We start from the raw sequence: 13,932 nt of genomic DNA, 5'->3' as shown, positions 1-13,932 counted from the left end.
TACGATGGGTCAGGAAGAAGACCCCGGATCGCCAGCCGGACGACTGGCCCCGGGGTCTTCGCATGTCCGAGGTGGATCACAGAGAATCAGGGGTCTGTTTCTGCAGAACAACCTGGTCGAGAAGGGCTTCCCAGTATCGGCTGTCGCCGAGATGGCTGGTGTTCAGCGCCCCCAGAATCATGTCAGGTATCCAGAGCAGAGGGTCATCCATCCCTGGTGAGTGTCGGAGACGGATACCTGCGGCCTGTCCGAGTCCCTGCAGAATCCGGATATGTTCAAGATCCATGGCGTTCTGAGTCTGTTGTCTGCTCTCCAACGTCAGGTCCGTGACCTCCATCTGGCAGCTCGAAGTAGAGCTGTTCAAGACACTTACGCCGGTAGCGCTCGGTCTTCCGACTCGGCGTACTGCGGTGGGTGATGATGACCTGCATCGCCTCCAGCCCGGCCACTACGCCGACGATTTCGCGACGGCGACGGCCGCTCTCATCGCTCCAGTGCAGTTTGCGCTGTCCGGGAAGCAGCAGAGGCCGCAGCAATTCCCGGATCGGGTCAGCGTCAGTTTTCTCGATGACCGCAGCACAGACCAGGTACTCCTGACGGTCCATGCCACGCGGGGCGGAGGACTCGTCGGCGTAGGCCACTAATCGACCGTCCCCATGGTTGCTCGTGTCCACCCGGTCATTATGTCGGATGCGCCGGACAGCTCCGGGCTCACAATTCCAGGTGATCGAACATCCCGTGTGCCGACCGGACTCGTCGGCACGATAAGACCGGCGGCATGCGTCTGTCGTGCCGGGGCGGGCTGAAGGTGACCGGCTGCGGCTAGCTTGTCGCAGGTCAACTCGCGGCCGTCGCCAGGGAGTCCCCGGTCTCCACCAGGGACGCCCGCAGTGCCTCGGCGGCCCCCGCCCGGTCACCGGTGCGCAGCAGTTCGACGATCCGACGGTTCACCGGGACGAAGTCGCTGTGCAGAGCCGGGCGGACCTGCTCCACGGTGAGGAACACCAGCCGCATCCTCGCCAGCAGCCGGTCCATCTCCTCATTGAGCAGGGCGGATCCGGCCGCCGCCACGATGGTGCGGTGAAAGGCCTGGTTCGCCAGCGCCACAGAGGACGAAGCCCCGGAATCCGACGAGACTTCGGCGTCCGCGACGATCCGGTCGAGGGCGTCGACATCCGGGGCGTCCCCCCACAGCAGCGCGCCGGGCTCGATCACGGCACGCGCCCGGTACAGGTCGAGGATCTCCGCGGCGGTGGGGGACGCGATGAAGACGCCCCGGTTGGGGATCCGGTCGACGATGCCGTCAGCGGCGAGGGCGGCGAACCCTTCGCGCAGGGTGTTGCGCGAGACCCCCAGTTTCTCGGCGACGGCGACCTCGTTGAGTTTCTCGCCGGGGGAGTACTCACCGGCGGAGACGGCATGCCGCAGCGCGGCGGCGACGGACTGGGCACGCATGGTGGTCAGTGTAGCGGGGCGGGGAAAGGCCTCGGGACGCTAGCCGAAGAGGCGCCCGAAGAAACTCTGACGCTTGCGTGCGGCCGCAGCCTCTTCGCGACGTTGTTTCTCGTCGACCTGGGCCTTGGCCTGCTGGAGTGCATGACGCGCCTTCTCCAGGGTCTCCTTCGGGGTGTCATCCGGGTTCATCTCTACGGTGATGTTCCGGTAGCTACCGAGCTTGGCCATGCGTACCGCCTCCTTCCTGCTGCTCATCGTACGGTCCGGTCGGTGCTTCGCCAGGGTCCGCTTCCTTCGCGATTGCTCTGTCCACCATCTCGAGCGCGACCTCCAGATCGCTGTCAGGAAGGTCAGATGCGCGGGCCTGGCGGATCAGCGTTCTACCCGCCATCTGCAGGTCCTCCTGTGTCGAATGTGGGCTCATCACCAGGTCGAAAGCCCACTTCGTCTGGTCCCACCAGTGTGAGTGGTCGTCGGCGACCTGTTTCTGCCGCAGCGTCTCCCGCACCCCACGGAACGCGAGCACCGCGGTGAGCAGCGGGATCCCGTAGCCGAAGATCTGCGACGGTTACTCCACCGTCCCGAGCACGTCGCCACCGCTGACGGACGCCCCGGCCTCGGCGATGATGTGCAGGACGCCGCCGGCCGGTGCGGTGACGGCCCGCTCCATCTTCATCGCCTCGACGGTGGCGACCGTGTCGCCCTCGCTGACCTGCGCGCCGTCAGCGACCTTCCATTCGACGACGGTACCGGCGAACGGTGCGGTGACGGCCGTCCCGGAGGCGGTCGCGGCGCCGACCGCGTCGGAAGCACCGGCATCACCTGTCCCGGCAGACCCGACGCCTGCCCCTCCTGCCTCGCCAGGCCCGGCGCCGTTGCCCGCACCGCCACCCACGGCACCCAGCACCCCGGTCGGCAGCCCGACCCGGTGCAGCCGCCCGTCGATCTCCACCGACAGCTCGGTGCGCTCCAGGTAGGCGTCCTCGATCGTGCCGTTGTCGACCGCGGCGTCCGGCGACCAGCGGGTGTCCACCCAGTCGGTGTACATCCCGAAGGCGTCCGCGGACCCGGGCGTCCCGGCAGGGGCACCGGCGGCTACCGCCGTCAGTGCGGGTTCCCGCACGATCGACCGGTGGAACGGCAGCACCGTGCGTACCCCCTCGATCCGGAACTCGTCGAGAGCGGCCCGGGCCCGCGACAGCGCGATCTCGCGCGTCGGACCCCAGACGATGAGCTTGCCGAGCATTGAGTCGTAGAACCGGGGCACCTCGGAGCCGGCGACCACCCCGGCGTCCACCCGGATACCCGGGCCGGTAGGTACCTCGAAGGCGGTGACGGTGCCGGGACAGGGGACGAAGCCGTTGGCGACGTCCTCGGCGTTGATGCGGAACTCGAAGGCGTGACCGGTGGCCACCGGATCCAGCGGTGCGCCATTCCCGCCGTCGGTCACCCAGCTCAGCTCCTCCCCGGCGGCGATGCGGAACTGCTCGGCGACGATGTCCACCCCGCTGGTCACCTCGGTGACCGGGTGCTCGACCTGCACCCGGGTGTTGACCTCCAGGAAGGACACGGTGCCGTCCACCGCGACGATGAACTCCACGGTGCCCGCCCCGACGTACCCGGCCGCGGCACAGATCGACCGTGCCCCCTCGGTGATCTGCTCCGTCTGTGCCGCGGTCAGGAACGGCGCCGGTGCCTCCTCGACGAGTTTCTGGAACCGGCGCTGTGTCGAACAGTCGCGCAGCCCGACCACGGCGACATGGCCGTGGGTGTCCGCGAGGACCTGTGCCTCGACGTGGCGAGGCGTCTCGAGGAACTTCTCGACGAAGCACTCGGTGCGTCCGAACGCCTCACCGGCCTCGCGTCCGGCGGAGAGGAAGGCGTCCTCGACCGCGTCGAGTCCGTCGTCGCGGGTGACGATCTTCAGGCCACGGCCGCCGCCGCCGAAGGCGGCCTTGATGACGACCGGCAGGCCGTGCTCCTCGGCGAAGGAACGCGCCTCCTCCCAGGAGGCCAGCGGTTCGGAAGTCCCCGGGGCCAGCGGCGCGCCGACGGATTCGGCGAGCTGGCGGGCGGCCATCTTGTCGCCGAGGGTGTCGATGGTCTCCGGGGCGGGCCCGATCCAGGTCATCCCGGCATCCGCCACGGCGCGGGCGAAGTCGGAGTTTTCGGACAGGAAGCCGTAGCCGGGGTGGACGTAGTCGGCGCCGACGCGGGCGGCGATGTCGAGCAGCGCGGGAATGTTCAGGTAGGTTTCCCCGGCGGTCTCCCCGGGCAGGACGTACGCCTCGTCGGCAATGCGGGTGTGCAGGGCGCCGGAGTCGGCGTCCGAACAGACCGCGACCGACCGGATCCCCAGGTCACGGGCGGCGCGGGCGATCCGGACGGCGATTTCGCCGCGGTTGGCGATGAGGACGGTGGTCATGGGAACTCCTCGGTTGCTTCGACGAAGGTGACGGTGGTGCCCGGTGGCAGCTGGGCGGCGGCGTCCAGATCCTCGGGGATGACGGTGGCGATGACGGGGTAGCCGCCGGTGACGGCATGGTCGCGGAGGAACATGACGGGCTGACCGTCGGGCGGGACCTGCACGGAGCCGGCGACCATGCCTTCGCTGGCGATCTCGCCGGCGTGCTCCCGGGCCACCGGCACCTCACCGGTGAGCCGCAGTCCGACCCGGTTCGAGGTGCCCGAGACCGTCCAGCTCGCGCCGGTCAGGGCATCGGCACCGCCGGTGAACCAGTCGTCGCGGGGGCCGGGCACGACCCGCAGGACGCCGTCGGTGCGGACCGGGGCCTCGACCGGTCGCACGCTGCCGGCCGCCGGCCCGGCGTGGACCAGATCGCCGGCGGCCAGCGGTGCCGGGCCGAGTCCGGAGAGCAGGTCGGTGGAGCGGGAGCCGAGCACGGATCCGGTGACGACCCCGCCGCGGACCCCGACATAGGATCGCAGGCCACATGTGGCGGCCCCGACGGTGAGCTGTGCCCCGGCCCGCAGCAGCAGCGGGACACCCCGGTCCCGCTCCCGCCCGTCGACGCGGACCGCGGCGACCGCGCCGGTGACGACGACGACCGTCTCACACAGTGCGGTGAGGGTCAGCCCGCCGATGTTCTCCAGCACGGCGGCGTCCCGGTCATTGCCGAGTGCCTCATTGGCCGCCTGCGCCGAGCCACGGTCGGCCGCGCCGGACGTGGTGACGCCGAGGTCACCGAAGCCGGGGCGTCCGGCATCCTCGACGAGGATCTGCAGGCCGGGGTCGTCGACGCGCAGCACCGGACGCCGCGGCCCGGTGGCGGTCGGGACACCGGACCCGGCAGTGATCTCGATGCTTTCGGTGACCGCCCGGTAGCGCACGACATCACCGGGGGAGAGCAGGGCCGGGGACTCGGCGGCGGCGTCCCAGAACGGCTGCGTGGTCGTGCCGAGCAGCTGCCAGCCGCCCGGGGAGGTGCGCGGGTAGACCGCGGAGAAGTCGCCGGCCAGGGCGACGGCGCCGGTGGGTACGGCGGTGCGCGGCGAGGCGTGACGGGGCACGTCCAACGCGTGTCCGGGGTCCTGCGGTACGCAGTAGGTGAAGCCGGGGGCGAAGCCGCCGAACGCGGCCGACCAGGTGGTTCCGGTGTGCCAGCCGATCAGCCCGTCGCGGCTCATGCCCAGGTGGGCGGCGAGGTCGTCGAGGTCCGCACCGTCGTAGACGACGTCGACGGTGACCTCGTGGGGGTCGGACGCCGTGGTGGCGTCCGGTGTGAACCCGGCGAGCACCGGGCGGGCGGCGGTGGTCGCGGAGGCGGAATCGAACCGGACGAGCACGGTGCGGGCTGCGGCGCCGACCTCGGTCTGGCCCGGCAGGGGGGCGTCGGTGAGTGCGGCGTGCCAGGACATGGCGGTGGCCAGGTCCGGCAGTTCGACGAGCAGTGCCCGGGTGCCGACGCGGCGGACCGGGACGGCCGGGTCAGTCGTGTCAGCAGGGTCAGCAGGGTCAGCAGGGTCAGTCGGCGGTGTCACAGGAACGACCTGATGTCGATACCGTCGGCGCCGAGGCGTTCGACGACGCTGCGGGCCAGGGCCACCGAACCCGGCGAATCGCCGTGCACGCACACGGACTCCGCCTCGACCGGGACGACGGTGCCGTCCCAGGCGGTGACCGAGCCGGTGGTGGCGACCTGGAGGACGCGGTTCGCGACGAAGTCGGGGTCGGGGACCACGGCGTTGGGTTCGGTCCGGGAGACCAGGGTGCCGTCCGGGTTGTAGTTGCGGTCGGCGAAGGCCTCGCGGATGACGCGCAGTCCCTTCTTCTCGGCGAGGTCGACAGCCACGCCGCCGGGCAGCAGCATGAGGGGGAGCGTGGCGGAGAAGGCGTGGACGCCGTCGACCACGGCCCGGGCGTGGGCCTCGTGGTGGACGATCGTGTTGTAGAGCGCACCGTGGGGTTTGACGTAGCTGACGGTCGTGCCGGCGCGCCGGGCGAGCGCGTCGAGGGCGCCGATCTGGTACAGGACTTCGTCGGCGAGCTGGTCGGGGTCGACATCGACGAAGGTGCGGCCGAAGTGGGCGGGGTCCCGGTAGCCGATGTGGGCGCCGACAGCCACGCCCCGGTCGGCGGCGGCCTGCACGGTCACGGCGATGTCGTGGGGGTCGCCGGCGTGGAAGCCGGTGGCGACGTTGGCGCTCGTGACCAGCTGGATCATGGCTGAGTCATCGGCGACGGCCGCACCGTTGGTCGTCTCACCGAGATCGGCGTTGAGGTCGATGGTTGTCATGGCTGCCTCGCTTCGCGTCTGACGGGGATCCACGCCAGGGTGGATTGTTGAACAATCCACAGTGTAGCGGGTCGACGTGGCCTGCGCCACACCTGCGGCAGCGGAACCCGTGTAGAGGGGCGCCCCGCCATCAAAGTGTTACCAGGACGATCGTCCTGTCGACGACAAAAGCCCAGGTCGTGGAAAAGTCCACCGGCGCAAGCCGGTAACACTTTCCGCGACCCGGGCGGTGCACGATTATGCGTTCACATTATGCGTTCTCAACACCGTCAACCATGAAGAAACGTCCAGGTCAACGGAATATCCGTGTTCCGGATCAGCCACTACAGCGCGCATAATGTTTGCGGGCGGCGTATCGGCGGGTGTGGCGCTACAGCTCCATCAGCCGACGTCGGGTGCTGCTCACCTCGTCGAAGCGTCCCAGCAGGCCCTCGAGCTTCTTCCACTGCTGGTCCGGGATCGCGGCCTCGGCGGCCTCCACCACCGACCGGTCCGGGGTACCCCAGGCCACCGGCATCGGCGAGATCTCCTCCCAGTGCCCCTGGTTACGCAGCGTCCGCATCCCGGTCACCGCCATCGACGGCACCCGTTCACCGACCTCGCGGACGATGCCGGGGACCGAGGTGACGGTCCGCAGTGCCAGTGCGGGGGAGGCGGCCGTCCCGGTGCCCGGCACCGCCGTGTCCACCAGCGCCATCAGCACGACATCCCGCGGGTTGACCTGGGCGACGACCGCCGGCACCAGGTCGTAGTTGTCGTAGTAGGACTGCGGGGAGCCGAGCTGGCGGGGCAGCACCGGGACCATCACCAGGCACAGCAGCGCCATGACCAGCAGGACGATCGCGACGATACTGCTCCACGCGGCGCCGCCGAAGATGAACAGCAGCACCGCGGCGACCACGAGGATGGCGCCGAGGATTCCGGCGGACCACTGGAAGCGCTTCGCGTCTCGGAAGAACTCGTTGTGGGTGCGGGTGAACTGGTCGTCGACGGAAAATTCGAACTGTGCCACGGTGGATGCCTTCTAGAGGTCGGTCGAATCGATGATGCGGTAGCCGTAGCCCTGCTCAGCGAGGAACCGCTGCCGGTGGGCCGCGTAGTCGGCGTCCAGTGTGTCACGGGCGACGACCGAGTAGAAAAACGCGGGACCCCCGTCCGGTTTCGGCCGCAGGATCCGGCCGAGCCGCTGCGCCTCCTCCTGGCGGGACCCGAACGTGCCGGACACCTGCACAGCGACCGAGGCCCCCGGCAGGTCGATGGAGAAGTTCGCCACCTTCGACACGATGAGCACCCGCAGTTCGCCGGCGCGGAAGGCATCGTAGAGTTCCTCGCGGCGGTGGGTGGTGGTCTTACCGTCGATGACGGGGGCGTCCAGCTCCTCGCCGAGTTCCTCGAGCTGGTCGATGTAGGCGCCGATGACCAGCGTCGGATCATCCGGGTGCTGGTCGAGGATCTTCTGCACGACCGCGGTCTTCTTCGGTGAGCAGGCCGCCAGCCGGTACTTCTCGTTCTGCTCCGCGGTGGCGTAGATCATCCGCTCGTTCTCGCCGAGCTGGACGCGCACCTCGGTGCAGTCGGCGGGGGCGATCCAGCCCTGGGCCTCGATGTCCTTCCACGGTGCGTCGTACCGCTTCGGACCGATGAGGCTGAAGACGTCGTCCTCCCGGCCGTCCTCGCGCACCAGCGTGGCGGTCAGCCCCAGCCGCCGGCGGGACTGCAGGTCACTGGTCATCCGGAACACCGGGGCGGGCAGCAGGTGGACCTCGTCGTAGATGATGAGACCCCAGTCGCGGGAGTCGAACAGTTCCAGGGCCCGGAACTCGCCCTTCGTCTTCCGGGTGACGACCTGGTAGGTGGCGATGGTGACCGGGCGGATCTCCTTCTTCTCCCCGGAGTACTCGCCGATCTCGTCCTCGGTGAGGGTGGTGCGGCGGATCAACTCGTCACGCCACTGGCGTCCGGCGACGGTGTTGGTGACGAGGATGAGCGTGGTGGTCTTCGACTTCGCCATCGCGGCGGCGCCGACCATCGTCTTCCCGGCGCCGCAGGGCAGCACGACCACACCGGAACCGCCCTCCCAGAACGAGTCCGCGGCCATGGCCTGGTAGTCGCGCAGTTCCCAGTCCTCCTTCTCGGTGGACAGGGCGATCGGGTGCGCCTCGCCGTCGACGTAGCCGGCGAGGTCCTCGGCCGGCCAGCCGACCTTGATGAGCTCCTGCTTGATCCGGCCGCGTTCGGAGGGGTGGACCGCGATGGTCGAGTCGTCGATCCGCTCACCGAGCATCGGGCGGATCTTCTTGTGCCGTTCAATCTCGGCGAGCACCGCAGTGTCCGTCGACTCGAGGACGAGACCGTGGGCGGGGCTGGTGGCCAGGGTGAGCCGGCCGTAGCGGTCCATCGTCTCGGCGATGTCGACGAGCAGCGGCTGGGGGACCGGGAAGCGGGAGTACGTCTCCAGGACGTGGACGACCTGCTCGGCGTCGTGTCCGGCGGCGCGGGCGTTCCACAGCGCCAGCGGGGTGATGCGGTAGGTGTGGACGTGCTCGGGGGCGCGTTCGAGTTCGGCGAAGGGGGCCAGGGCGACGCGCGCCTCCTGGGCCTTCGGGTGGTCGATCTCCAGCAGGACCGTCTTGTCCGACTGGACGATCAGCGGTCCGTCGCCGAGTGGCATGGGTTCTCCTTGACGTCGGTGGTGCAACCCCACGATTCTACGCCGTTGTCGGCACCCCGACCCAGGCCACACGGTGCGGCCGGATCTGCAGCGAGGTCCCGTCCCGTTCGCTGACCCCGACGATGGACACCGGGCTCATCGTCACCACCGAGATCCACTCCTGGACGGCACCGCCGTCGGCGTTGACGTAGCTGATCTCCACCCGGGTGCCGTGGTCGTAGGCGTCCCGCAGGGCGGCCATGATGGCGTGCGGGTCGCGGACGATGTCGGTGTCGGTCTCCCCGGTACCGTCGGGGTCCGCGTCCGTGTCGGACGCCGCCTCCCGGGACCGGCGGAACGCCTCGACCGACCCGGCGAGCTGCTCCTCGACGTTGGCCCGGACAGGCCGCGGATGCGCCGGATCCGGGACCGTGGACAGCTGCGGACCGCGGGACCTGCCGGGGTTGTCACCGTCGATGCCGACGGTGATCCCGGCGTCGTCGAGCAGGTCGATGACGCGGGACAGCTGACGGTTGCTCACCGCCACCGTCGGGGCGATGCGGCGCAGTCCCGCCGCCACCGCGGCCGGGGCGGTCAACAGTGTGGTCATCGTCGCCTCGTCCGGGGTGGTGATCCAGGAGTCGGCGGTGCCGGCGGTGGGGCGGCGGACGTCCCGCAGCGAGTCCGTGACGAGGTACTCGAGGGACTGCGGCAGGTCGGGGGCCATCGACCGGAGGAATGCGAGCACGCCCGCGGCACTCTCCCCGGCCTCGGCGGCGCGGCGCAGACTGGCGGCGCTGACCCGCCACACACTGGCCATCCCGGTGGACTCCAGGTCGGCGAAGGCGCGCAGCTCGGCCTCGTCGTCGGGGGTGAGCCGCCCGGGGGCGAGGACCGTCATGTCGGCCTGGACGATGAGCTGGTGGGTCGGCGGGGGGAGGATGCCGTTGAGCACGTCGGTGAGGGCGTCCCCGGCGCCGGTGAGGTCAGCGCCGTCTGCACCGTCCAGCAGCTGCGCCAGCGCGGGGGCGGCGTGCGAGGGAAGCCCCTCCGCCGTGAGCCCGAGGGCGGTGGCCTCGGAGAGGACGCCGGCCAGGTCCGCGGTCCCGGTCGCCGCCGCGACGGCAGGCCGCAGCCGCCACAGCAGTGCGGCGGTGGTCGCGGCGTCCGGCGTGTCCCGCACGCTGAGCAGGGCGGGGACCACCGAGCGCAGGTCCGCGGTCCGGGGATGGTCGAGGGACTGCTCCAGCAGGTGGGCGTCGGTGCCGGCGGCCTCCCACGGGGTGTGCGGCGAGAGGACCCAGCCGAGCAGCAGCATCGCCCAGCGACGCTCCAGTGGCGCGCTGAGGAACCGGGCGCCGCGCCCGGTGACCGACCACAGTTCCCCGCCGGTGTCGTTGCCGGGGGAGGGCAGCGGGAGTCCGGACGCCACGAGGTCGGCGTGGCGTGCCAGCAGCAGCGCCTCCGTGGTCTCCTCGGTGGTCAGGCCGGACTGTTTCGCGATCCGCGAGATCTCGCGGACCCCCACACCGCCGGCGGTGAGCGGATGCAGTGGTGCGGTGCCGGCCGCGGTGAGCAGTTCGGCGACGATCCGGACGGTCTCCACGACCCGGGCGACCGCGGAACCGTCGGCATGTGCGGTGGGCTCGACCGGTGCCGGGACGGTGAAGTCGCCGCCGGGCGGTGGGACGATACGGTCCTCCACCGCCGCACCGACCCGCGGCGAGAGTCGGGCGGTGTGCTCGTCGACCCGGTCGAGCAGGCCCGCGCCGATCATCCGCGACAGCGGCCGCTCCGGATCGTCGAGGGTGTTGGAGTGGCCGATGCCGCCGGCGGTGGCCAGCGTGTCCAGCAGCCGACGCTGCCGGTCGGGGAGCTCGGCGAGGACGCCCGGGAGGTCCGCGGTCGGGACCGGGCACCGGTAGCCGTCGACGAGGAGCCACGGCAGATCGGTCGTGGCGGTGAACAGGCCGCCGAGATGTGCGGGGACCTGCAGCGGTGCGGTCGCGTGGTCGGCCGCCGGATCCGCCCAGCCGTGGAGGGTGAGGTCGGGGCCGAACACCAGACCCCAGTGGGCCAGGTCGCCGACGGCGGCCTCCTGTTGTGCGGGGCCGGTGCGACGGTCGTCGCGGGTGCCTGCGGCGGTGAACAGCCCGGTCAGTGCGGCGTCCAGGTCGGCGGCGACCACCGGGGCGGTGACCGCGCCCGCGGCGACGAGGCCGTGGAGGACGGCGAGCTGGGCGGCGGTGAGTTCGCGGAGCGCGGCGGCGTCACCGCTGGCGCCGGTGACCACCGCGGGGCGTCCGGTTCCGGGGACGGCCCCGGGGTGGAACGACCGCAGTCGCCAGAGCAGGTCGATGAGGTCCGCGTCGGAGTGGCGGGTCAACCAGTCGGCGTATCCGGTGGGGTGTTCGGTGGGCAGGTCAGACATCGTTTATCCGATGTTACCCGGGTTGCCGGGTCCCGGTGGCGATGCGGTGGTGGCAGTACAGCGGTGCGACGGCGGAAAACCGGGGGTGGGGTGCGTCCCCGCCGCAGGCCGTGGGTGTGGTTCACCGCACCGGTGTGGAATGATAGGAGCATGGCTGAGAAGACGAACGTCGAGAAGAAGAAGTACGTTGACCCGGGTTGGCCGCAGGATCTGCCCGAGGGCAAGCACGCTGTCACGGAGATCGTGGCCGAGGACGCGGGCGCGCTGAGCCCGTACGGCGACATCGAGTTCCCGGTTCCGGTGGACAAGATTCCGTACGTGCACCCGTTCACGGTGATCAACCAGCCGAAGTAGGGGTCGCTCGGGCCGCCGGCGCGGGGGTCACGCCGGGCAGACCGTACGGCGGTACAGACAGAGCCGGCAGGCAGCTCTCCGGGTGGGAGAGCTGCCTGCCGGCTTCTGCATGTCCGGTAGTCGCCACCGGGCCGTGGCGCGATGTCCCCGAGTCTGCGCCGACAATTCGCCGTGACCGTGGCAACGGACTGCCGGAATGTCGGCGCATCCTCCGGACGCCCCTGCGGACGCCGCCTTGCGGACTCAGCCTCCACCGCAGTGGAGCCCGTGATGCCCCGGGTTGACCCGGTTCCGTCGTTTCCGGGGGACTGAACCCGTCCGAACCGGGTCAGCTCGGCGCACCGTCGACATGACGCACAACCGGCGCGGGGGACACGCATTGTGACTATTAACCCGGCCGCGGCGTCCGGTGGTTCGGCAGCGCATCTGTTCGGCCGGCAGGCCACCTGTTCGGCCGGCAGGCCAAAACTACGCCGGAGACGGTGGTGAACGGCGTTTTGGCCTGCCGTGCCGACGGTTGCGCTGCCACCGGCCGGCCGGTCATCGCGAGAACGTCGTGGTGACCCGAGTTGACCCGGATCGGTCGGTTCTGTCGGACCGGAAACGCAGAATCGGGTCAGCTCGGGACAACTCCGGCCGGGTCGGCCGGTGACATGCCGGTAAAAGACACACATACTGACCATTGACCCACGCCACCCGGGCCGTCGGGAGATGCGGAAACGGCACGTCCCGGAGGGGACGTGCCGTTGTGCTGCACATCAGGGCCGGCGGTGGCCGGACCGTTGTGCGGGCGGAGTCGGAGTGCGACTAGCCGAGGTACTGGGCGGCGGCGGCGTCGAGCTGCACCTTGGCACCGTCGAGCTGGGCCTGGGCGCCGGCGTAGCTGTCGTTGAGCTGGTCGCGGTTGGCGTTGTACAGGTCGGTCAGCTCCTGCGGCACGGCGATGCCACGGTTCGCGAACTCGTTGGTGATCTGGTCCCAGACACCGTCGATGGCGAGGACCTCGACCTTGTCCTCGGCCGGGGCGGCCGGGGCGGCGGCCGGAGCAGCCGGGGCGTCCCGCTGCTCGGCGGGGGCGCTCAGGCCCAGGCTGGAGGAGCAGGCGGGCCAGGCGCCCCAGCCCTGGGAGGCGAGGACACGCTCGGCGACGACGATCTGCTGCTCGCGGGAGGCCTGGTCGGCGGTGCCGGCGAACTCGCCGCCGCCGTTGGCGTTCCAGGTCTGGGCGTTGAACTGCAGGCCACCCTGGTAGCCGTTACCGGTGTTGATGTGCCAGTCGCCGCCGGACTCGCACTGGGCCAGCTTGTCCCAGTCGGAGTCCGGGGCAGCGGTGGCGGCCGGGGCGGCGATGGCGCCGAGGCTCGCGGCGGCGATGCCGGCGACGGCGAGGCGCTTGGTGGTGATGAGTCGCTTGGGGGAGTGCTGTCCCATGATGTGCTTCCGTTCCTTCCGGGTCGGTGTCGGCCCGTAGATGTCTCTTCTTCTCACGGCGGGCATCTTCCCGCTCGGGTCGTTGGACAGCGTAACGGGTTGTCACGGAAGTGTCACGCTCCGGTCACGGTGCTGGTGCCCGTATAACGGTTCGGTGTCGTTGTGTGATCTGGGACCACCGGAGCGCCGTGGTGGGCGTGTGTTTCGCGAAAACCGTGGCTGTACTGCATTTTGCGCGAGCGTGGCCGGTTCGTGACACAACCGTTATCAAACCGTGATTTTTATGGTGTGAGTTATGTCACACCGGTGTCGGGGTGGCGGCGTCCTGTGACACATGGGAATGACGTGGCGTTTGGGAAGCGTTGTACAGGACGCTATGGTTGTCTGTTCTGCTCGTCGGCGCCGGACCCGGTGCCGAGGGGACACGACCTGTCATCGATGGAGGGATCATGCCGACCGGCAAGGTGAAGTGGTACGACGCGGACAAGGGATTCGGGTTCGTCTCGAGCCCGGGTATAGAGGACACGTATGTCGGGGCCCAGGTGCTCCCGGCGGGCGTCGGGGAACTCGTCCCCGGCCAGCGCGTGGAGTTCGATGTGGCCGAAGGACGCCGCGGTCCGCAGGCGCTCCGGGTGCAGGTCCTGGACAAGGGGCCGCGCCGTGCGGCGCACAGGTACAGCCCCGAGCAGCTTCTCGGCCTGGTCCAGGACACTGTCACCCTGATCGAGGACCGCGTGCAGCCGGCGCTCGAAGCGGGTCGGCGGCCCGACCGCAAGGAGGGTCACCAGGTCGCCGAGATCCTGCGCACCATCGCGCGCGAACTCGACGCCTGACGGGCGCGGGCGGATGGCCGG

Annotated in this window: 13 protein-coding genes; 2 read left to right on the top strand and 11 right to left on the bottom strand. The window is 70.2% G+C overall.

The genetic code is table 11. The features are described 5' to 3' along the window. Positions 1-76: 76 nt before the first annotated feature. From FSW06_RS14935 to FSW06_RS06545, 10 genes are all read right to left on the bottom strand, one after another. Positions 77-211 carry a hypothetical protein gene (locus FSW06_RS14935; protein ID WP_274376971.1) on the bottom strand — a complete coding sequence of 45 codons (135 nt, stop codon included), beginning with the start codon at positions 209-211 and terminating at the stop codon, positions 77-79. A gap of 64 nt (positions 212-275) precedes the next feature. Continuing rightward, a complete protein-coding gene (locus tag FSW06_RS14730; protein WP_238526009.1) occupies positions 276-674 on the bottom strand; it encodes a hypothetical protein in 399 nt (132 codons plus the stop codon). 163 nt (positions 675-837) lie between these two features. Continuing rightward, a complete protein-coding gene (locus FSW06_RS06580; protein WP_010122078.1) occupies positions 838-1,455 on the bottom strand; it encodes a GntR family transcriptional regulator in 618 nt (205 codons plus the stop codon). 39 nt (positions 1,456-1,494) lie between these two features. Beyond that, a complete protein-coding gene (locus tag FSW06_RS06575) occupies positions 1,495-1,710 on the bottom strand; it encodes a hypothetical protein (protein ID WP_139024577.1) in 216 nt (71 codons plus the stop codon). Positions 1,711-2,023: 313 nt separating this feature from the next. Beyond that, complete coding sequence (locus FSW06_RS06570; protein WP_010122072.1) at positions 2,024-3,880, bottom strand: acetyl/propionyl/methylcrotonyl-CoA carboxylase subunit alpha; 1,857 nt, start codon at positions 3,878-3,880, stop codon at positions 2,024-2,026. Beyond that, the gene (locus tag FSW06_RS06565) at positions 3,877-5,457 is read right to left on the bottom strand and encodes a 5-oxoprolinase subunit B/C family protein (protein ID WP_010122070.1); all 1,581 of its coding nucleotides are present in this window, start codon (positions 5,455-5,457) and stop codon (positions 3,877-3,879) included. The genes FSW06_RS06570 and FSW06_RS06565 overlap by 4 nt, the downstream gene beginning before the upstream one ends. Next, complete coding sequence (locus FSW06_RS06560; protein WP_010122068.1) at positions 5,454-6,212, bottom strand: LamB/YcsF family protein; 759 nt, start codon at positions 6,210-6,212, stop codon at positions 5,454-5,456. The genes FSW06_RS06565 and FSW06_RS06560 overlap by 4 nt, the downstream gene beginning before the upstream one ends. A 370-nt stretch (positions 6,213-6,582) precedes the next feature. Then, a complete protein-coding gene (locus tag FSW06_RS06555; protein ID WP_010122067.1) occupies positions 6,583-7,224 on the bottom strand; it encodes a DUF3239 domain-containing protein in 642 nt (213 codons plus the stop codon). A 12-nt stretch (positions 7,225-7,236) separates the two neighbouring features. Continuing rightward, a complete protein-coding gene (locus FSW06_RS06550) occupies positions 7,237-8,883 on the bottom strand; it encodes a DNA repair helicase XPB (RefSeq protein ID WP_010122066.1) in 1,647 nt (548 codons plus the stop codon). A 37-nt stretch (positions 8,884-8,920) separates the two neighbouring features. Beyond that, positions 8,921-11,293: a helicase-associated domain-containing protein gene (locus FSW06_RS06545; protein WP_010122065.1), complete on the bottom strand. Its 2,373-nt coding sequence runs from the start codon at positions 11,291-11,293 to the stop codon at positions 8,921-8,923. 150 nt (positions 11,294-11,443) lie between these two features. On the opposite strand from FSW06_RS06545, the gene FSW06_RS06540 reads away from it, so the two are divergent. Continuing rightward, on the top strand, positions 11,444-11,647 hold the full coding sequence (locus FSW06_RS06540; protein WP_010122063.1) for a hypothetical protein: 204 nt from the start codon (positions 11,444-11,446) through the stop codon (positions 11,645-11,647). A gap of 807 nt (positions 11,648-12,454) precedes the next feature. On the opposite strand, the gene FSW06_RS06535 is transcribed toward FSW06_RS06540, so the two are convergent. Beyond that, positions 12,455-13,078 carry a resuscitation-promoting factor Rpf1 domain-containing protein gene (locus FSW06_RS06535; RefSeq protein WP_010122061.1) on the bottom strand — a complete coding sequence of 208 codons (624 nt, stop codon included), beginning with the start codon at positions 13,076-13,078 and terminating at the stop codon, positions 12,455-12,457. A 449-nt stretch (positions 13,079-13,527) separates the two neighbouring features. Between FSW06_RS06535 and FSW06_RS06530 the strand changes: the two genes are divergently transcribed. After that, a complete protein-coding gene (locus tag FSW06_RS06530; protein ID WP_010122059.1) occupies positions 13,528-13,911 on the top strand; it encodes a cold-shock protein in 384 nt (127 codons plus the stop codon). Positions 13,912-13,932: the final 21 nt, after the last annotated feature.

The organism is Corynebacterium nuruki S6-4 (genome assembly GCF_007970465.1).
Taxonomy (GTDB): domain Bacteria; phylum Actinomycetota; class Actinomycetes; order Mycobacteriales; family Mycobacteriaceae; genus Corynebacterium; species Corynebacterium nuruki.
This window is presented reverse-complemented; position numbering and strand designations above follow the sequence as displayed.